Here is a 19,559-nt window from a genome sequence, read left to right on the forward strand (position 1 = left end):
GTGTTTTAATTGCCAAGCTGCATAAGCCTTGATTTTAGGCATCTGTATATTATTTCATTTCCGGCATCATTTGGATGAAGACCGTCAGGGCAATATCTTTCTCTTAAAAAATCCTCCTGGGGCTAAATCCCGCTTTCTTTATACAGGTCTACTACAGGAAGCGAGTAATACTGCGCAACCTCGCGTATTATCTCAACATAGTCAGAAAGTGTCCCCCAATTGCGGATTCCTCTTTCGTTATAAACTCTGTTCTCATCTGTTCTATGAAGAGGTGTCATTACAATAACCATTGCCTTGGGGTATTTTTTCAGTATTTTCTGATACAGGTCATGCAGTGCCCCATAGAAAGTGTCCGGTGTGCGATCGGTCATGCATCCCTTTGCTGCGTCTCCATGACCATAGTCGTTAGTCCCGCCAAATATCACGATAACATCAGCATCGTTGTCCATAGCATCAACTCTTGATGCGAAATACTGATCCATTCTCTCATCATAAGGAACCTGCTGATTGGCTATTCTTGTTCCTCCAATGCCATATCCCCTGCAAATGCATCCATCCTTCTCAAATCTTTTCCAGAAAAAGAACTCCGGAGAAGAAGCTCCATGTCCTTCTGTAATGCTGTCCCCAAGAAAGTTGATCTTTAATCCTTCAAGTCTCATTGCCTGTTGTACTCCTCCCAAATATCTTTAATACAGACAATTATAGTATTTTTTCTAAAAATGGACCACTAATCCCGTCCCCATCCAGGCACAATCCTCCCCAATACTTAAGCTCCGGTAACATCTTAGCCATTTTGCCCCTCCAAACAAGTTATTTTGTAAAATGTTCTCTTCTTTCTGCATCAATTGTCTCTACTCCGGCCTCCTTTAATGCTTCTTTATATTCCTCAAAAGTAGCATCAAAATCAGCTTCAGAGCATGTAAGAAGTTTAACTGCCCACTCCTCTTTGACAAGATTGATATCTGCTGAAAGTTCTGCCTGAGAAGGTGATGTATAAAGCGAATCATCAATATCGTTGATGTAATCACCGGTCAGAGCATTTTTATAATCACGCAGAACATGATCCTCATATCCAGGATATTTAAGTGAAGTGCTCTTACTGAATGCCTCATCATTCTCGAAATATCCAGCATTTCCTGTCAAGAACAGATCTCCTGCAATCCAGTCCTTATCAGCTGTATTATAGGAAGCATCTTTAATGATCGGAACCCCATCTTCAAGTGTATAGTGCTCTCCTTCAAAACCGTGATAGATTGTAAATCCACCTTCTTTAGTGCAGAGCCAGTCAAGATATGTCATACATGCTTCGACTGTGGTCTCATCAGCGCTCTTTGGGCAAAAAGCAATCAGTCCACCAGGAGAATAGATAGTGCTATACTGCTTTCCATCCCATATATTTTTTAGAGGTGCAATAGAAACGATATCTGCATCAGGATCATTTTCTCTAAGTGTCTGGAGTCTGCTTCCTCTTGAAAGATCAACAGATGCAATAACATGATCCTCAAATGTTGCATATTTACCATTTACAATAAAGCTTGTGAAATCATCATTTGAACGAGCATAACTTTCAAGGTCCATAAGTCCGTTGTTGTAGCACTTATTCTTGAATCTGTACAGTTCTCTCATTCCTTCATCGTAGTAATCTCTTGTAAGTTTACATGCAATAAGAGACTCTGTAGGATCTGTAGCAAGTTTTGAGAATGCTCCAAGGAAATATCCATCATCCCATGTGCTGATTCCAAATACATCCGTACGGCCGTCAGGATTTTCTTTTACCATCTTATCTACAAAATCATAAAGCTCATCAGGAGTTGTAGGCTCCTTAAGTCCAAGCTCATCCATCCAGTCTTTTCTTACATAGAAATTACTTCTTGCTGTTGTAGCTCTCCTTGCAATGATGCCGCAGAGCTCATCGCCACCTGTCAATCGGCCATAATCTATTACCTCCTGGCCAAGATACTTCTTCATATTAAGGGCCTGATCATCTCCATCAATGAACTCGGATAAATCCCACACTCCACCCTGCTCATAGTATTCCTGCGCAATCGAATAAGTATAAGTAAGTACAATATCAGGAGCAGTTCCGCCTGCCATAGCACTTCTAAGCCATGTCACCTCATCTCCTCTTGGAACAGGAACAAACTCAACATTGATTCCAACCTCTCCCATTTTTTCCTGAATATATTTAGTCCACTTATTATCAGTTATGGTCGCCCCTGCTGGTGAATTTTCTCTATCCCAAAGTTCAACTTTTATAGTTACATCGTCAAACTGTTTAGAGCCAAATGTTGTCTGATACTTACTTTGTGTTTCACCGGATGCTGAATTATCTTCGCTCTGTGAAGCTGTAGTTGCAGCCACAGATGACTCTTTTGAGTCAGCAGGTTTATTCTCTGCACTATTACTGCTTCCGCATCCTGAGAGCAGCGTTACAACCGTAGATAAAGCAAGAACTGTAGAAATAAACTTTTTTCTCATACCTTTTTCCTTCCTCTCTGAAACTAAATTGTTTATGATCACCTTGCGGTTTTCATCATCCCTTCACTGAGCCAAGCATGACTCCTTTTACAAAATATTTCTGCATCCATGGATAAACTACAAGAATAGGTAATGTTGACACCACAACAGTAGCCATCTTAAGTGACTGAGGCATTACTACTGTGCCTCCAACGTCATCTGCTGCATTCCCCAGTTCATTACCGAACAAAAGAGATCTCAATCTTAGCTGTAATGTGTATTTATCTCCGTCCTGTATATATATCAGGGCATCAAAATAAGAATTCCAGTAACCTACAGCATAAAAAAGTCCAATTGTTGCAATTACGGCAAGTGATAATGGAAGCACGATCTTCAAAAGAATCATCAGATACGACGCTCCATCTATTCGAGCCGCATCTTTCAAGCTCTCTGGCAAGCCTTTAAAAAAGGTTCTCATCACTATGAAATTGAAAACACTTATTGATTGTGGGATAAAAAGAGCTCCCAGCGTGTTATAGAGCCCAACACCCTTAACTACCAAAAATGTAGGTATCATGCCTCCACCAAAATACATGGTAAAAAGAATCATCCCAGTCATAAATTTTCTTCCAGGCAAATCCTCGATAGAGAGCGAATACGCTGCAAGAATCGTCAGAATAAGGCTTAACATGGTTCCCATAAGTGTAATGGCAACAGTAGTCCTCATTGCTGTCCAGATTGTTGTTCTTCCCAAAATCTGCTTATAAGCTTCTATAGTAAAATCTATTGGATAAAATGTTACTTTTCCGGACAGGACCGGATTGTAACCACTAAGCGATGTCGCAAGCACATTAAGAAAGGGATAAAGACATGCAAATGCAAGTATTGTTATAAGTACATAGTTTAAGAGCATCCCCGCAGACATCTTTTTTATTACAGTATTCTCTTTCAAGCTCTTTTCCCCCTTCCTAAATGATTCCTTCTTCGCCGATGGCTTTAGCAAACTTATCCGCCGCCACCAGAATGATTATGTTAACTACAGACTGGAACAGACCAATTGCAGTTGACTGGCTGTACTGCGCTTTCTCAATACCAATTCTGTACGTATATGTGCTGATTACCTCTGATACTCCCATAACTTTTGCATTTCCCAAAAGAAGCGGTGCATCAAGTCCAATCGACATCATTTTGGAAATGTTCAGAATCAGCATTGTTACAATGATTGATTTGATACTGGGAAGAGTTATATAGATCAGACGCTGAAATTTGGTTGCACCATCAAGGTAAGATGCTTCATACAGCGTTTCGTCCACACCTGTAAGTGCAGCCAGATAGATAATGGTTCCCCAACCAATTTCTTTCCACACATTGCATATTACATATGTAAAAATCCACCATCCCTCACTACTCAAAAAGGGAATGGGGCCAATCCCCATTTTCTGAAGGACCGCATTTATAGTACCTTCCTGTAATGCAAACAAATTTGTAGCTATTCCGGCTACTACCACCCATGAAATAAAGTGGGGCAGATAAAGTATAGATTGTGTTATCTTCTTAAACCTTGCACCTGCCACTTCGTTAAGCATCAGTGCAACTACTATCGTAAGTGGGAAGCTGACAGCAAGCGCTGACAGATTAAGAAGAAACGTATTTCGGATTGATGACCAGAAATTCTTGTTGGAAAAAATTTTGTTAAAAACTTTTACTCCTACCCACGGGCTTCCGAAGATACCTTTAAAAATGTTGTAATCCTTGAAAGCTATCGTGATTCCATACATAGGAACATATCGAAACACTATAAAATAAACCATTACAGGTAAAAGCATGATATAAATCCACTTATAGTTCCATGCCCTTCTTAGGGTTTTCTTTATATTCTCATCCCCCATTGCTACCTCCTAGAAAGTTCTATTAATCTCTTTTATCTTGTCCGGATTCACCTTAAAATCCCTGTCGTAAGTCATAAGGCCGTTTATCTCCTGTTCAACGTCCGTCAGCTGAGTATAGACATATCCCTGAACATTTTCTGAATCAAGAAGAGGCTCCACCACATCCCTGAATCTATTCAGAAAATCATCCTCATTTTCTGCTGAAGTATAACCCCATCCTTCAGTTCCATCCTTGCAGAATGATATGCCTCCAAATTCAGTTACCATGATAGGTTCCCCATGATACTCATATCCTTTGGCAAAAAGGGCATGTCCACCCGGAAACTCTTTTATTATTTTGCCGATTTCAGAATATCTGTTTTCCAATTCCTGTCTGTTTCCGCTGTAATCATGGATAGTTATGATATCCGACTTGGTGTGTGTCCATCCATCGTTGGATATTACCGGTCTTGTTCTGTCAATGGACTTGATCAGATAATAAAGGCCTAAAGAATGAGCCTGCTCATCCTCTCTATCCAAAATTTCATGTACGCCCCAGGATTCATTAAGCGGAACCCAGGCAACTATGCACGGATGATTGTAATCACGTTTCAATATCTCAAGCCACTCTTTCGTATGCCTCTCAACTGCAAGCCTTGAGTATTCATAAGAGCTTGGACCTTCACCCCAAACTAATAGTCCAAGCCTATCTGCCCAATAAAGAAATCGGGGATCTTCGACTTTCTGATGCTTACGTACTCCGTTAAATCCCATCCTTTTAGCAGACTCAATATCATTCCTGATATCATCATCAGTAGGTGCTGTTAAAAGTCCCTTTCTGAAATATCCCTGGTCCAACAACATTTTCATGGTATACGGTCTGTTATTCAAAAGGATTTTTCCTTTATGGATACTTATTTTTCTAAAGGCAAAGTATGAATTTACTTTGTCTGTTAAGCTTTCATCATCCTGATTTATCAGAGTATATTCGATATCAAATAGTACCGGATTCTCGGGGCACCATATCCAACTCTCCTGATGATGCCAATCCAGCGTTATAGCTGAGTCCAACCAATACTTTACTTTTGCTTTTCCATTTATGATCTCGATTTCATCTGCCAAAAGCAGCTCACCCTTTAAACTAATGTTTACAGCTACCTTTGCTTTTTTCCCTCTGGCAATGTTTAGTTCTATCTCTATCATTCTTTCATCAAGATCAGGTGTTATTTTTGTTTCTCTTATATAGACCGGCGGTACCTCTTCAATCCATACACTTTGCCATATGCCAACTGTCCTTGTGTAGAAGATTCCACTAGATTTTCTCTCCCAGAACTGTTTTCCCCTGGTCATCTCAAAGTCAAAAGAATCATCAAACGCCCTTACCGTTATCTCATGCTCTTCAGATCCAGATATCACATCTGTAATATCGATTTCTATAGGAGTGTTTCCTCCTTCATGATGGCAAACATGATATGAATCAATCCATATATCAGCTTCATGATCAATTGCCCCAAAATGAAGCATCAGCCTTCCATCCTTTAATTTTCTTTCGAACACGGCTCTCTTTCTGTACCAAACAATATCGTGAAAGTCCTGATCATTTATACCTGACAATTCACAAAGGTAAGTGTATGGAACAATGATTTTTTTATCATATCCATCGAAAGAGCTGTTGTACCATTTCTCTGATAATCCCCGATCATCGTCATCAAAGACGAACTCCCACTCACCATTAAGACTTTGAAACGAATCCCGGACAAAATCCGGTCTCGGATATTCGCTTCTTGGAATACTTTTTTTCATGTCACACGTCCTCTTTATATAGTTATTATTCACTGCTGTGTTCTTAATTACATAATATCTGTAATTTATATTCCGTTCGCAAGAGTTGTTTTGGTATTTGTTACAGCTTTTATGTAATTAAATATGTTTGTTGATGTCGATTTTACCTACTGTATAAGCCTATGTCAATATACTTTTGTATATTTTGACAATATGCACAAGTTATTTATTACAATTTCTATGTTATTAACAATTACATATTTTATGTAACAAATGAACAAAAAAAGAACGTCGCAAGCGACATTCTCTTTTGATATCAAATATGAACTTGTAGTTATTCTCAGTAATTAAGCCTCATCTCTATGTTCTGGCCATAATCACCGAACCGGTCTCCAAATAAATTTATGCCTCCTACATATCTGGAAGAATCTTTTACTCCAATCTTGAAACTAACAAAGCTTCCCTTCTCAATCCCAAGGGTCTTTACTGTTTCTGAAGAAATACGCTCTCCTGAAATGTAGCACCCTTCATCATCTACATAAACTTTATATAGTTTACCGTACTGAGTAAGAATATCTGGCCACCAGTCAGGATTAAGCTTTCCTCTCCTTCCGCCATAATCTCCTTCACTCCTAAATCCCCCGATTTCAATACCGTTTATCCAAATTGTAATATCTGAAGGCCAATTGTTGTCGTAGCCAGGAGCTTCTGAACAGGCCTCAAAAGAAAACTCAATACTTCTGATTTCTCCATGTTCATTTACATGTCTTTTCGGAAATCTATATTCCAGGTAGCCCTTATAAAACCATATGATTTGTGCTGTTGTTCTCTCAGGGAGGTAGAATGCCTCAATATCATCATCATGAGAAATAGCATTCTTGTCAGATGAAATCCCACAAGGTGCGGCTATACTGCAGTCTGAATAATTGCCGATTGGCATGGAGATTCTAACCATTCTGTTTGATGGAGCATCATCTTGGCCAGCCTTTATATCTATGTGAACCGATTTTACCTTGATTCCACTCACCTTTTGCGATCCCCTTATGCCCGGAAGCGGTTCAGAAACAACAAGGCCTGCTTCCTCAAGAACTTTTATCTGCAATGCTGCAGTAGATACTGGTATATCAAGCTTTTCAGCTATATTACTGATATTCAGCGCATGATTATCTAAAAGCTGAAGTATTTCAACACGTATTTTGGACGAAAGAGCCTTGGATATACTTGTAACTTCATCTACATCATTTAAATTTAAGACTACTTCCTGCTTCATTATTCTGGCTTCCCCTGTTGAAAATTTTTAGTAAAAACAAACTCTTTTCCTTATTGAGTTTATCATAAACCGGCGTTTGTAAAAAGAACCCGAACAAAAAGAAGATGCAGCTGTAATTCCGTTGAATCTTCCTTCTAATTTACTGCGAAACATCCCACAATTTGCCTTGTGCAGTAAGTATTATTGTCATTTACTGCACAGGTACAAATACCACTATTGGCACAGTATTAATTTTCTTTTATTGATTTGCCTTGTCAAATTTATTACTGTAAGAAAAAGATTTCTAAAATACTACAGTAAATAATAATTTAATTTACCGCAGGATCTTGAAAACTATATTTTTGCAGTAATCACATTACTGCAAAAATATAGTTTCTTTACATTATACAGTATTCAAATAAAAACCCTACTGCACATTTCAAAATTTCTTGTAATATGCAGTAGGGTGGACAGCATATCCAATCAGTCTGCCTACAACTTAAAAGAAATCAAGTAAAATCATACCTCTTAACTTCGCAGTTTTTAATACCGAAGCATGAAAACTCCTCATTATTCATGTCTCTAAAATACGACTCAACAATCCTGACTATTCCATTATGCGCCACAAGAATGCACTCTTTGTCGCTCTTTTTTACATCATCGATAAGGTTATAGATTCTCTGTGCCATCTGTAGCATGGATTCCCCTGTTCCAAAACGGCTTGCCATGTCTTTTTTGGCTTCATGGAATTCTTTGCCATCGCGGGGAGTGGATTCCCAGATTCCATAGTTTTGCTCTATGAGGCGCTGCTCAACCTCCATAGGAATTCCCGTTATTTCTGAGATGTGCCTTGCAGTTTCTTTTGCCCTGATAAGAGGCGATGTAAGTATAATATCCGCCTTAATTCCCATTTCCAGTATTTTTTTCCCTGTCTCTATTGCCTGCTGATGACCTCTTTCAGTGAGTTCTATGTCAGTTGCTCCGCAAATTTTGTTTTCTACATTCCACACAGTCTCACCGTGTCTTACAAAGTAAAAATGATCCATTCTTTTTCCCTTTTATGTTCTTATCTCTCGAAGAGCTCTATCAGTGCTCTTTTCCAACTTTTTCCGTAAGGATGCTCTCGCATCGACAGATTCCCTTTTGTGGCACCTATAAGAACTGTCGTTGGATGCGTAAATTCGTCAAATCCCCATTTGCCATGATATGCTCCCATGCCGGAGTGACCTACACCATTAAACGGAACGCCCTTGACCATCATGTGAAGACATACTTCGTTAATACATCCACCGCCAAACTGCATCCTCTGCATAACTTTTTTTGCCCAGTCCACATTGCGCGTAAAGATATAAAGTGTAAGTCCATGCTCTCTTTCGGAAATTGTATTTAAAACATCCCTGATCGCACTGTCTTTGTATTTTACTACAGGAAGAATCGGACAGAAAAGCTCTTTTTGAACTAATTCTTCATCAATTTCTACAGGATATATTATAGTGGGTTCGTATTTAAAAGAGCTCTCATCACCTTTTCCGCCATATACAACTCTTTCACTATAGTCATCTACTATGCCTGCGCACTTGTCATAGGCAGCTCTGCCTATAAGGTGCGGATATTCAGGATTATTGAGCGGATCGTCACCTATTTGCTTAGAAAAAGCCTTTTTCAGTTCACGGACAAATTCGTCACTGACTTCCTCCGCAACGGCAATCTGGTTTATATTCGTGCATATCTGGCCGGAATTTAAGAGTTTAAAAAATGCGATTTTTCTTGCAGCATCCTTTAAGTCTGCATCTTTCCTGATAATGCACCAGTTTCCTGTTTCTCCTCCGAGTTCAAGAGCAGTTGACGTCAGATTTTTTGCAGCCTCTGAGAGTACATGAACTCCAACTTTCGGAGATCCTGTGTAAAATATCTTGTCAAACCGCTGTGTCAGGCACATATCCGCAAAATCATGGCCGCCATCCAGTACTGTCACATATTTTTCCGGAAAGATTTCAGCTATCATCTTTTTCAAAAGAGCTGTGCTGGAAGTTGACTTGGAGCTTGCCTTTATAACTGCAGTATTTCCACCTGCTATACTTGCGATCAAAACGCCAATTGACAGCATGAACGGAAAATTGAACGGACTGATGATAAGCGATACTCCATAGGGCATCTTATAAACCTTAGTAATAACGCTTGGAAAACAGTGAATTCCACTAAAATGTGTCTCCGGCTTTGCCCAGTGTCTAATGCCTCGTATTGTCTCATTAATTTCAAGCACAAGGCTTCCAATATCGCAAAAATAGGCCTCAAGTGGAGTTCGCCCAAGGTCATTATAAAGAGCATCTTCTATATCAGTTCTATGTTCCAGTATCAATTTTTTCAACCTTTGAAGCTGCCTTATACGAAAATCTATGTCCAAGGTCTTTCCTGATTTAAAGAAATCTCGCTGTTTTTCTACTATTTTCTTAACATCAGATTCTGTATACATAACCTGCCCTCCTTATGAGCTAGCCCATTAACAAAATTGTATCACGCAGTATATTAAAAAAACTCAGCGAGTGATAATATTATTATATCAATCAATAATAATCGTGAAAACGGAGGGGATTATGGGGAGAAATCATGAGGTTACAACTGTTCATCCACTTCTGGGGCCTGACGGTGAGCTGATAGAACCTGGCTGGTCAAGATCTCTTTTGCAAAAATATGACAGAGCAATGATACATGCTCCCAAGTGGCGAATTAAAGAGTGGGATTATTATCTCGTTTTATCAGATTCTTTTGCCGGTGCCTTCACAATTTCTGATGATGGCTACATTGGTCTGCAATCCGTTTCGCTCCTTGAATTTGGAGACAATCCATGGGAACACACAGAAACCGTACTTAACGCATTTCCTATGGGAAAGCTCGCTCTCCCTTCATCTTCCGAATCCGGTGTAACCCTTTATGAAGATGAAAGGCTTCAGATGAAATTTGAAGCCAATGATGGCAAAAGACATATCACATGCCATTTTGAGAACTTTTTTGAAGGAAAAACTTTTGCCTGTGACATTACCCTTGCACAGCCACCAATGGATTCCATGGTAATTGCCACTCCTTGGGATAAAAAGCACGCATTTTACTATAATCAAAAGATAAACTGCATGCGTGCGTCAGGCTTTATGGAGTTTAATGGAAAAAAATATGAATTCAACCCCTCCACAGACTTTGGCACTCTTGATTGGGGACGAGGCGTTTGGACCTATGACAATACATGGCACTGGGGATCAGGCAATGCTGATATAGATGGTAACTCCTTTGGTTTCAATATAGGTTACGGCTTTGGAAATACCAAAGCCGCAACTGAAAATATCATTTTTTACAATGGAAAAGCCCACAAACTCGATGATATTACATTCCATATCCCAGAAAACAGCTATATGGAGCCTTGGAAATTCACGTCATCAGATGGCCGTTTTGAAATGGATTTTGTCCCTGTTCTGGACCGAGCAGCATGTCTTGATTACAAAATCATCGTTTCAGACCAGCACCAGGTTTTTGGTAGAATGAGTGGCACTGCCATTCTTGATGATAGCACGGAAATCAATGTTAAAAATATCATGTGTTTTGCTGAAAAAGTGCATAACAAGTACTAAAATGAACCACTAACCCCGTCCCTCCGGGCCATTTTATGCAGCTCCCTCTCCTTCTTCCTGCTCATCTGGCTCTACGAACTGTACTTCAGACCTCTTAATTGTATCAGGATAGATTTTCAAAAAGTCATTTTTCATTGAAACAGGTACATAGCCCTGTTCTCTGTATTCAGCAGATTTCTCATTCCAGTCCTGCTTGCCCCACTCACGTACATCGTCATCAGCTACAACCATGTACGCCTGAGATGGATACGGGTTTCTCTTATCAAGAACATAATTCATCATACTTGTATCACTGCCACTGTTTCCAAAGGCAAGAACCGGACGAACTCCAATCTCTCTTTCTATGTAGATTACTTTGTTGGAATTAAGATTTTTCTGGATGAATTCTCCTGTATATACCAGGTCATCGCCATCAGCGTACTTGTAATCCATATTTGACGGAACGTCCTCATTTCCTCTTTGCTTGACCTCAAATTCAGTACCTATAACATGCGCCGGTGAAACATACTCACTAATTGGTGAATTAGCTATAATGGCACGTGAAGTTGTTCGCTCTGTTCCGCTTACAACATAAATAGTAAAGTCGTTGTCGTATAGATATTTTACTACTTCCACCATCGGAAGATAGAAGCCATCGATGTATCTCATATTTTGGAAGCTATCCGTATTCTTCTGCCCGAACTCAACAGCATAATCGTATAATTCCTGAATAGTCATACCTGCATACGCTTTAGCGAAGTTTCTCGCAAGCTCTTCACCTGCTGTGTATCCGGGTCTGATTTCTGCTGCGGCTGCTTTCAGCTCATCTGATACTTTTTCAGGATGATCTGTCAGACAGTAATTGATAAACATCATGGTGTCATAATATGTATAGAATGTCTCACAAGTCAGTGTTCCATCCATGTCAAAAACAGCAATTCTATCCTCTACAGGGATGAAATGCTCTTTATCTTTTTCATTGGTAACCATCGCTACATAACTTCTAAGGCTCTCTGCTGCTTCCGAATTCTCAGACCAATACTGGTTAAGCGCCTTGCCTTTCTGGCTGCCACATCCGGTTATTCCTGCACAAACAAATATCATTACCATTACCAACAGCATGGATAATACCTTTAGTTTACTTCTCTTTTTCATAATATTTCTCCTTTTTCCACGAGGTGATAATAACATTATATCAATCATTTAATAACGTGGATATGATAATTACATGCTATGCTATTTTATACGAATGAAAAAGAAAAAAAGAAAGTGTTGCAGCATATTTTGCCTCAACACTTTCTTAAGTAATCATAAATTATTATTTTATTACTTGATCACAGGCTCGATTCTCTTTGCTACAACTACAGCAAGTGCCATCTTGATAAGATCAGGAATGATAAATGGGAATACACACCAGCCAAGTACTGTAAGAAGTCCTACCTCTCCACTGTTCTTGATATAAACATGCATGAACCATGCTGTTCCAAATGCGTAGCATACTGCAAGTCCAAGAACAAGTGCTACAATCTTCATAACAATAGTTTTCTTAAAGAATTTCTCAAATAATATGTAAATAAGACCTACAAATAAAAATCCAATGATGTATCCGCCTGTGCTCCCAAGAAGGATTCCGATTCCTCCGCTAAAGCCAGCAAAAACAGGTACGCCAACAGCTCCAAGAAGCACATATACTAAAGTTGCTATTGTTCCCCTTTCGCCTCCAAGTAAAAGAAGCACAAAAAATACAGCAAATGTCTGAAGTGTAAATGGAACTGCTGTAGGGATGCTTATCCAGGAGCATATAGCTATCAGTGCTGCGCTGATTGCTATGTATACCATATCCAATACTTTTGAATTTTCTCGTGTTTTAACTACTTCTGCATTACTCATGATGTCTTAGTCCTCCAACTATAATAAAAATTCGCGAATACACGATTCAAAACGCTTATATGAAGGTACCACATCAAAAATAGATTGTCAACCAATTATATCATTCAGGTTGACAATCTAATATTTTCTCAATTACTTTTGCTATGAGCGCGTTTTTTGTAATCGTTGCCTTCCCGGCCTCAAACAGGCTAGAGGCCCGCTCTTTTACATCCTCTGGGAATCCGCTTATATCAGAATCAAAATTGATTCCTATTCCGGCAACAATCCACTGAAGAGTATTACTGTCAAATTCACTGCCAGACTCCAGCAAAATGCCGCATATTTTTTTACCATCGACATAAAGGTCATTGATTCCTTCGATATAAGCCTCTATGCCTGAAAGCTCCCTAATGGCGTCTATTACAGCCCTACCGGTAAAAGAAGTAACTTCTTTACTATCTGTACTAAACAAAAACTCAGGTCTTAAAACAATACTCATGTACAGTCCGCCCTCTGGAGAAAAGAATGAATGGTCCTTTCTGCCCCTTCCGCCGGTCTGTGTCGCAGCTACTATGACTGTTCCATGTGGTGCTCCTGCCATAGCAAGCTCTTTTGCCTTATCACTGGTAGATTTCAAGCTGTCATACACAAATATTTCAGCCTTGTCAAAGCCTTCAGATAATTCAGCCTTTATTCCTTCAGCCGATATAATGTCATTATTATCCGTCAGTTTGTAACCCTTGTTGCTGACCGCTTCAATATTGTATCCCTTCTCTCGAAGATCCTTTATGGCTTTCCACACTGCATTTCTGGAAACGCTGCACTGCTTTGCCATCTCTTCTCCGGATGTATAGTTATCTTTATTAGATTCAAGTATAAATAAAACTCGCTCAGATGTACTCATATTTGATCTCAATCTTAATCGCTCTTATAGAAGTCAAAACACTACAGTGGCCAAATTATCGTGTAATGCTAAATTCATATGCAGTGTTGTATGTAGCAACATAGAGCGTATCATCAACAACCTGGAACTGATCAGCTGCAGAATTGACAGGTATCGAATCATATTTTTCTCCCGTAAATCTGTCTAAAAGATAAATATAGTCAGGCTCAGCTGTAAAACCGTAGCCGCAGATGATTGTATCCCCAACTATTTTGAAGTTCCCTGCATTGGCAACAAGCGGCTCACTTCTGAATAAAAGCTCGTTTGTGTTAACATCGATAGCTACGATATAACTGGACCAAGGCTCTTCAGAGGCGTATCCCCAATGCCCAAGCTCAGCATATAGTATATTATCAACTACTGTAGCATATCTGATGAACTGATTCTGGGCTGATACCCTCTCTTCCTCATAATCCGGACCATCACAAAGCTCTGAAAGATCAAAATTGTAATACATCTTTTCCATGTTGGTATCGTAGATCTGAAGTCCCTGGAATGTATTACCATAAGATACTTCATTTACCCCTGAGTAAAAATAATTCTCATCCTCATGAGTAAGTCCTTCCTGCATAAATCCGTGCTTTTCTGCCCACACTTCTGTATCAAGGAAATCTGTTTTTTCCTCTTTTGTCTTAGTAAGAGTAATATGGTCAGTGCCCGCAACCACGCCTTCAGCCTTGTAGCTCTTCCATGTAGGGTTTGCTATTTTAACACTTTCAGGGATTGGATCACTCTCTTTTGGGGCAACCTTTATAGGTTCTGCCTCAGTCCTTGTCACAATCTTTGTCATATCCTGCGCTTCACTCATCTGAAAAGCAGGCTGTATGAGGTTCGGATAATCTTTTACAGGTAAAACAATATCAAGATCGCCGGTAGCGTAAGAAGCTATCTCATATGGTGAAAAGTGAATCCTAAGCCCCTCCGCATTTATGCTCCAGGTATAGGTATCATCTTTTAGTTTCTGTACAAACTGATCAGGGTCTTCGTCCTCGCCCTGATAATAAAAACTATCCACTTCTTCCATGATTCCCGGATAAGCCTTTTCAAGTTCTGTTCTGATAGCTTCTGAAAGTACAGAACTATCATTAAGCACCTGATCGAGCCTTAGCATCTGGCCTGTTACCGGATCTATATTGATAGAGCCGGTTGCATGATTAGGATGCGCTCCGCCTGAAAAGCTTTCATATTGCTCTTCCATTGAAAAAAGACGATCATCAATCCTTGCTATATTCACTTTATTCTCATCATAGTAAACAGCATCTTCATAAAAAGTATCTTCCAGAACCAAGGAAGCATATTCAGCAATCCTCTCAGGTATTTCATAGCTGATATTGTCATTGTAGCTTGCAACATATTCAGCAAGCTTGGGATACTTTTCTTTATACTCGTCAGATAAAACAATCTCTGTATAGCTTCCGGTACATAATTCTCTTTCTTCATTACTTGATGTAACAGCATGATTAACGAGCGTGATTGGATAGCCGGTATCAACACTAATCTCAGATGAATTGTCTGATTTTTCGCTACTGGCGATAGGCTCGGAAGTGACAGCACCTCCATCCTCATTCGAACTATTTCCTACACTTGTACATGCGCTAAGGCATACAGATGCCAGCATAAAAATAGCAACTGCTTTTTTATTTTTCATAACATATCTCCCCTTTTAACCAGTAATAATGGTTATCTTTTTATTCCTGTAATATCATTTATGATTTCACCGGCGATGATGAGTCCTACTACAGAAGGAACAAATGCCGTTGAACCCGGAATCGCCCTGCGTTTGGAATCTCTTCCTGTTGTTTCCTGAGAAACGGTGTTGTTATCATTTTCATTTTTGGACGTATCTGCCTGTGGCTGTATTGGCTTTTCCTTTGAATAAACAACCTTAAGATCTCTGATTCCTCTTTTTTTACACTCATGTCGCATTACCTTGGCAAGCGGGCATATGGAGGTCTCATATATATCAGCAACTTCAAACATCGCAGGATTTATCTTATTTCCTGCTCCCATTGAAGATATAACCGGGATATTTGCCTCTTTTGCCATTTCTATAATCGTAAGCTTTCCGGTAACAGTATCAATTGCATCCACAACATAATCATAATCGCTAAAATTGAACTGATCCTTTGTCTCGGGTAAAAAGAATGTTTTATAAGTCCTGACTCTGCAATCAGGATTTATATCATGAATTCTTTCCTCTGCCACATCAACCTTGTATTTTCCAATGGTCTTTGTTGTTGCGATTATCTGCCTGTTGAGATTTGAAGCGCAAACCTCATCATTATCAATGAGGTCAAGTGCGCCTACTCCGCTTCTGGCAAGAGCCTCAACTACATAACCGCCAACTCCACCTACTCCAAAAACAGCAACTCGGGCAGAAGCAAGTTTTTCCATAGCTTCCGCGCCATATAATAACTGAGTTCTTGAAAACTGATCTAACATTAAAACACAACCTTCCTAAAGCTCTGTTTACCTTCAAAACTTATAATATCGTCAAATTCTATCTTACAGTTCGATCTCAAGAGCAATTGGTGTATGATCCTGCCTTGCCCCGGAATCCAACATATCTGACCTTGTGACCTTATCTTTTATCCTGTCGCTGACAAGGAAATAGTCAATTCTCCAGCCTGAATTATTAATCTTACTTGTCTTGATGCGCTGAGCCCACCAGGAGTACACATTTGGAATGTCTCCATGTATGAACCTGAATGTATCAACAAATCCGGCATTTAAAAGATTAGTAAAACCAGCTCTTTCTTCATCCGTAAATCCTGCTGACATATGATTGCTGTCTGGATTTGCAAGGTCTATCTCCTCGTGGGCCACGTTATAATCTCCACAGGAGATAACCGGCTTAACCTCATCGAGAGATTTCAGATATTTAGTGTAGTGAACATCCCACTCCTGACGCTCTTTGAGTCTTTTTAACCCATCCCCTGCGTTAGGAGTATATACCAGGTTAAAAAAGAACTTGTCATGCTCCAAGGTGATCATTCTTCCCTCGCTGTCCATTGTGTCAGGGGCGCCTATTTCAGGGAAGCTTGCTACTACCTTGATATCTTTTTTGTAAAGTGCCATAGTTCCTGCATAGCCCTTTCTTGCAGGCTCTCTGGAACTAACATATACATAGTCATATTCAGGAAAATATGCTTTTAAAGCCTCTTCCTGCTTGGCATTCATGCCTGCTTCCGGAAGCTTGGTCTCCTGAATGGCAATAATATCAGCATTTTCCTTGGTTATTGTATCCAAAACCTGTCTACTTAAATCTGAGCGAGGACTTGTGCCGGTAAGAGCAGCATTAATTGAATCTATGTTCCAGGAAATAAATTTCATAAATTGACTCCTTTTCTAATTAAATACATCATGTTTCATTATACATGAATTCGTATCCATTGTCTCAACCGGTCTGGCAGCATGCCAAACTCACAGTTCTCCGAAAATCCTCTCCGGCATTGATTTTGATCTGTACTGCATCTCACTGACCTTATAAACAGTAACAAAGGCCTGCGGATCAACCTTATCTATAAAAGCCATCAGTTTCTGAAATTCGTTTTTATCAACGATAGTAATTATCTCATCATGTTCCTGCATGCGATAAGCACCTATAGCTTTATAGATGCTTGCTCCACTGTGAAGTTCGTTCAGGATAAACTCACGAATATCCTTCTCAAAAGGGGAAACAATGCATACTCTTCTCTTAAGCTTCTGATCAAAAATGAAATGATCAAGGATCACTCCGTTGAAATATGTTCCCAAAATACTAAGAAGCAGCGTCTTGGAATCATAAACAAGTATCGAAGACGCTGCAACACACAACCCTGCAGCTGACATTGCCTTTCCAAGATCGATCCTTAGGTATTTGTTTAGGATTTTGGCGACAATATCCAGCCCTCCTGAGGATGCGTTTCTGTTAAAAAGAATTGCGATTCCGATACTCACAAAAAAGATGTAGCACAAAACATCCAGTGTCGCATCTCCTGTAAAAGACACGAAATCAGGAAAAGCTCTCTCAAAAATGCCAATCACCACAGGAAGCAGAATTGATGTATATACTGTCTTATATCCAAACTCAGGACCACAGGTTATAAAACCTATTATCAAAAGAAATACATTCAGTATCATGGTTATCACCGAAACCGGCAGCGGAACAAAGTTAGTTAAAACAATGGATAATCCGGCTATGCTGCTCACTGTTGCATGACTTGGCATAAGAAAAAAGAAAACAGCAGCTCCGATGATTGTTGTCGCCACTGTCAAAATAAGTATTTCTTTTATAATCGCAAACCTTTTCATTTAGATATTTCCAACCTTTTTCAACTTAAAATTTTTTAGCATATAGAATTATATACTTAAAACCTTATAATTCAAACAGTAAAAAGGGAAGCAGTCTCCTGCTCCCCTTACTTCAACACTTATTATCAGCATAAAACCCTTACATTATTTTTATCAGAAATCAACCTCTGTATCATAATAGCAGCACTTAAGAAGCTTCTCCATTTCTTCCTGGCTAGGCTGGCGAGGATTAGAGCCTGTACAAGCATCAAGTATAGCATTAGCTGCTATGTCATGAAGTCTCTCATTGAATACTTCCTCAGAAACAAAGCCTTCCTCTGCCGGAAGTCCATCAGCCCCATAATGCTTAATGCAGTGAGGAATATTGAGGTCATCATTCATCTTGCGAAGGTAATCAATAAGAAGTTTAACCTTCTCATCGTCACTTGATCCGCCAAGCTTCATGTAATCAGCAATCACACCGTATCTCTTTTTAGCTGTAGTGTCCTTTGCATTAAAGGCAATTACCTTAGGAAGATACATAGCATTAGCTGCTCCGTGAATAATATGAGCACCCTTATCTGCAAATACAGCACCGGTCTTGTGCGCCATAGAATGAACGATACCAAGGAGCGCGTTAGAGAATGCCATACCTGCAAGACACTGAGCATCATGCATTGTATCCCTTGCATTCATATCTCCGTTATATGACTTTACAAGACTGTTCTGAATAAGCTCAATGGCATGAATTGCCAAAGCATCTGTATATTCACAGTTAGCTGTAGATACGTATGCTTCAATAGCATGTGTTATCGCATCCATACCGGTATGAGCAACGAGCTTAACCGGCATAGTATGAGTGAGCTCAGGATCAACAATGGCAACGTCAGGTGTGATCTCGAAATCAGCTATAGGATATTTGATTCCTTTCTGATAGTCAGTAATAATTGAAAAAGCTGTAACCTCTGTAGCTGTTCCTGAAGTAGAAGGAATAGCACAGAAATGAGCCTTTGTTCTAAGCTTTGGAAGTCCAAATACCTTGCACATATCCTCAAATGTTGTCTCAGGATACTCGTACTTGATCCACATAGCCTTAGCTGCGTCGATAGGTGAACCTCCACCTATAGCAACAATCCAGTCAGGCTGGAACTTCTGCATAGCCTCAGCGCCCTTCATAACTGTCTCGACTGATGGATCAGGTTCAATTCCTTCAAAAAGTTCAACTTCCATGCCGGCTTCTTTAAGGTAATCCTCCACCTTCTGAAGAAAGCCGCCCTTTTTCATTGAGCTTCCACCAACACAAACAATAGCTCTCTTACCTTCCAGTGTCTTAAGAGCCTCTAAAGCTCCCTTACCGTGGTAAACATCTCTGGGCAGTGTAAAACGTGACATCTGAAATACCTCCTTTATAATGTTAAAAAAATAACGTAACCCATCTTTAATTATACACTTTGTCGTAATTATGCACAAGAAATATTCAATAAGGCATAAAAAATCCCCGGCACTATATGAGTGCCGGG

17 protein-coding genes are annotated in these 19,559 nt (G+C 39.6%); 1 reads left to right on the top strand and 16 read right to left on the bottom strand.

Going from position 1 to position 19,559, the window contains the following annotated elements:
- Positions 1-122: 122 nt before the first annotated feature.
- The 8 genes from C4S54_RS07000 to C4S54_RS07035 all read right to left on the bottom strand — a co-directional run bounded on the left by C4S54_RS07000 (position 123) and on the right by C4S54_RS07035 (position 9,829).
- Positions 123-659 carry an SGNH/GDSL hydrolase family protein gene (locus tag C4S54_RS07000; protein ID WP_103868884.1) on the bottom strand — a complete coding sequence of 179 codons (537 nt, stop codon included), beginning with the start codon at positions 657-659 and terminating at the stop codon, positions 123-125.
- Between the two features lie 151 nt (positions 660-810).
- Positions 811-2,478: an extracellular solute-binding protein gene (locus tag C4S54_RS07005; RefSeq protein WP_103868885.1), complete on the bottom strand. Its 1,668-nt coding sequence runs from the start codon at positions 2,476-2,478 to the stop codon at positions 811-813.
- 55 nt (positions 2,479-2,533) lie between these two features.
- A complete protein-coding gene (locus tag C4S54_RS07010) occupies positions 2,534-3,409 on the bottom strand; it encodes a carbohydrate ABC transporter permease (protein ID WP_242973757.1) in 876 nt (291 codons plus the stop codon).
- A 16-nt stretch (positions 3,410-3,425) separates the two neighbouring features.
- Positions 3,426-4,346 carry an ABC transporter permease gene (locus C4S54_RS07015; protein WP_103868886.1) on the bottom strand — a complete coding sequence of 307 codons (921 nt, stop codon included), beginning with the start codon at positions 4,344-4,346 and terminating at the stop codon, positions 3,426-3,428.
- Between the two features lie 9 nt (positions 4,347-4,355).
- Positions 4,356-6,128 carry a glycoside hydrolase family 2 protein gene (locus tag C4S54_RS07020; RefSeq protein ID WP_103868887.1) on the bottom strand — a complete coding sequence of 591 codons (1,773 nt, stop codon included), beginning with the start codon at positions 6,126-6,128 and terminating at the stop codon, positions 4,356-4,358.
- Positions 6,129-6,447: 319 nt separating this feature from the next.
- Positions 6,448-7,377, bottom strand: a complete 930-nt coding sequence (locus C4S54_RS07025) for an ArsR/SmtB family transcription factor (RefSeq protein WP_103868888.1) — start codon at positions 7,375-7,377, stop codon at positions 6,448-6,450.
- A gap of 488 nt (positions 7,378-7,865) precedes the next feature.
- A complete protein-coding gene (locus C4S54_RS07030; RefSeq protein ID WP_103868889.1) occupies positions 7,866-8,402 on the bottom strand; it encodes a histidine phosphatase family protein in 537 nt (178 codons plus the stop codon).
- A 20-nt stretch (positions 8,403-8,422) separates the two neighbouring features.
- Positions 8,423-9,829: an aldehyde dehydrogenase family protein gene (locus C4S54_RS07035; protein WP_103868890.1), complete on the bottom strand. Its 1,407-nt coding sequence runs from the start codon at positions 9,827-9,829 to the stop codon at positions 8,423-8,425.
- Between the two features lie 121 nt (positions 9,830-9,950).
- On the opposite strand from C4S54_RS07035, the gene C4S54_RS07040 reads away from it, so the two are divergent.
- Positions 9,951-10,976, top strand: a complete 1,026-nt coding sequence (locus C4S54_RS07040; RefSeq protein ID WP_103868891.1) for a DUF2804 domain-containing protein — start codon at positions 9,951-9,953, stop codon at positions 10,974-10,976.
- A gap of 33 nt (positions 10,977-11,009) precedes the next feature.
- Here C4S54_RS07040 and C4S54_RS07045 read toward each other — a convergent pair whose 3' ends face one another.
- The 8 genes from C4S54_RS07045 to C4S54_RS07080 all read right to left on the bottom strand — a co-directional run bounded on the left by C4S54_RS07045 (position 11,010) and on the right by C4S54_RS07080 (position 19,431).
- The gene (locus C4S54_RS07045; RefSeq protein WP_160110719.1) at positions 11,010-12,110 is read right to left on the bottom strand and encodes an HAD family hydrolase; all 1,101 of its coding nucleotides are present in this window, start codon (positions 12,108-12,110) and stop codon (positions 11,010-11,012) included.
- A gap of 171 nt (positions 12,111-12,281) precedes the next feature.
- Positions 12,282-12,845 carry a biotin transporter BioY gene (locus tag C4S54_RS07050; protein WP_103868893.1) on the bottom strand — a complete coding sequence of 188 codons (564 nt, stop codon included), beginning with the start codon at positions 12,843-12,845 and terminating at the stop codon, positions 12,282-12,284.
- A gap of 100 nt (positions 12,846-12,945) precedes the next feature.
- Complete coding sequence (locus C4S54_RS07055; RefSeq protein WP_103868894.1) at positions 12,946-13,728, bottom strand: biotin--[acetyl-CoA-carboxylase] ligase; 783 nt, start codon at positions 13,726-13,728, stop codon at positions 12,946-12,948.
- Between the two features lie 55 nt (positions 13,729-13,783).
- A complete protein-coding gene (locus C4S54_RS07060; RefSeq protein ID WP_103868895.1) occupies positions 13,784-15,415 on the bottom strand; it encodes a DUF3298 and DUF4163 domain-containing protein in 1,632 nt (543 codons plus the stop codon).
- A 32-nt stretch (positions 15,416-15,447) separates the two neighbouring features.
- Positions 15,448-16,209: a tRNA threonylcarbamoyladenosine dehydratase gene (locus C4S54_RS07065; protein WP_103868896.1), complete on the bottom strand. Its 762-nt coding sequence runs from the start codon at positions 16,207-16,209 to the stop codon at positions 15,448-15,450.
- A 63-nt stretch (positions 16,210-16,272) separates the two neighbouring features.
- The gene (locus tag C4S54_RS07070) at positions 16,273-17,100 is read right to left on the bottom strand and encodes an exodeoxyribonuclease III (RefSeq protein ID WP_103868897.1); all 828 of its coding nucleotides are present in this window, start codon (positions 17,098-17,100) and stop codon (positions 16,273-16,275) included.
- A 90-nt stretch (positions 17,101-17,190) separates the two neighbouring features.
- On the bottom strand, positions 17,191-18,060 hold the full coding sequence (locus C4S54_RS07075; protein WP_103868898.1) for a YitT family protein: 870 nt from the start codon (positions 18,058-18,060) through the stop codon (positions 17,191-17,193).
- A gap of 153 nt (positions 18,061-18,213) precedes the next feature.
- Complete coding sequence (locus C4S54_RS07080; RefSeq protein WP_103868899.1) at positions 18,214-19,431, bottom strand: iron-containing alcohol dehydrogenase; 1,218 nt, start codon at positions 19,429-19,431, stop codon at positions 18,214-18,216.
- Between the last annotated feature and the right edge of the window lie 128 nt (positions 19,432-19,559).

This window comes from Butyrivibrio sp. Su6 (genome assembly GCF_900108105.1).
Classification (GTDB): Bacteria; Bacillota; Clostridia; order Lachnospirales; family Lachnospiraceae; genus Butyrivibrio.

Coding starts and splice junctions, on each gene's coding strand:
- C4S54_RS07080 (WP_103868899.1), bottom strand. CDS start 19,431: ATGTCACGTTTTACACTGCCCAGAGATGTTTACCACGGTAAGGGAGCT.
- C4S54_RS07015 (WP_103868886.1), bottom strand. CDS start 4,346: ATGGGGGATGAGAATATAAAGAAAACCCTAAGAAGGGCATGGAACTAT.
- C4S54_RS07005 (WP_103868885.1), bottom strand. CDS start 2,478: ATGAGAAAAAAGTTTATTTCTACAGTTCTTGCTTTATCTACGGTTGTA.
- C4S54_RS07075 (WP_103868898.1), bottom strand. CDS start 18,060: ATGAAAAGGTTTGCGATTATAAAAGAAATACTTATTTTGACAGTGGCG.
- C4S54_RS07065 (WP_103868896.1), bottom strand. CDS start 16,209: ATGTTAGATCAGTTTTCAAGAACTCAGTTATTATATGGCGCGGAAGCT.
- C4S54_RS07055 (WP_103868894.1), bottom strand. CDS start 13,728: ATGAGTACATCTGAGCGAGTTTTATTTATACTTGAATCTAATAAAGAT.
- C4S54_RS07020 (WP_103868887.1), bottom strand. CDS start 6,128: ATGAAAAAAAGTATTCCAAGAAGCGAATATCCGAGACCGGATTTTGTC.
- C4S54_RS07000 (WP_103868884.1), bottom strand. CDS start 659: ATGAGACTTGAAGGATTAAAGATCAACTTTCTTGGGGACAGCATTACA.
- C4S54_RS07025 (WP_103868888.1), bottom strand. CDS start 7,377: ATGAAGCAGGAAGTAGTCTTAAATTTAAATGATGTAGATGAAGTTACA.
- C4S54_RS07040 (WP_103868891.1), top strand. CDS start 9,951: ATGGGGAGAAATCATGAGGTTACAACTGTTCATCCACTTCTGGGGCCT.
- C4S54_RS07045 (WP_160110719.1), bottom strand. CDS start 12,110: ATGAAAAAGAGAAGTAAACTAAAGGTATTATCCATGCTGTTGGTAATG.
- C4S54_RS07070 (WP_103868897.1), bottom strand. CDS start 17,100: ATGAAATTTATTTCCTGGAACATAGATTCAATTAATGCTGCTCTTACC.
- C4S54_RS07050 (WP_103868893.1), bottom strand. CDS start 12,845: ATGAGTAATGCAGAAGTAGTTAAAACACGAGAAAATTCAAAAGTATTG.
- C4S54_RS07060 (WP_103868895.1), bottom strand. CDS start 15,415: ATGAAAAATAAAAAAGCAGTTGCTATTTTTATGCTGGCATCTGTATGC.
- C4S54_RS07035 (WP_103868890.1), bottom strand. CDS start 9,829: ATGTATACAGAATCTGATGTTAAGAAAATAGTAGAAAAACAGCGAGAT.
- C4S54_RS07030 (WP_103868889.1), bottom strand. CDS start 8,402: ATGGATCATTTTTACTTTGTAAGACACGGTGAGACTGTGTGGAATGTA.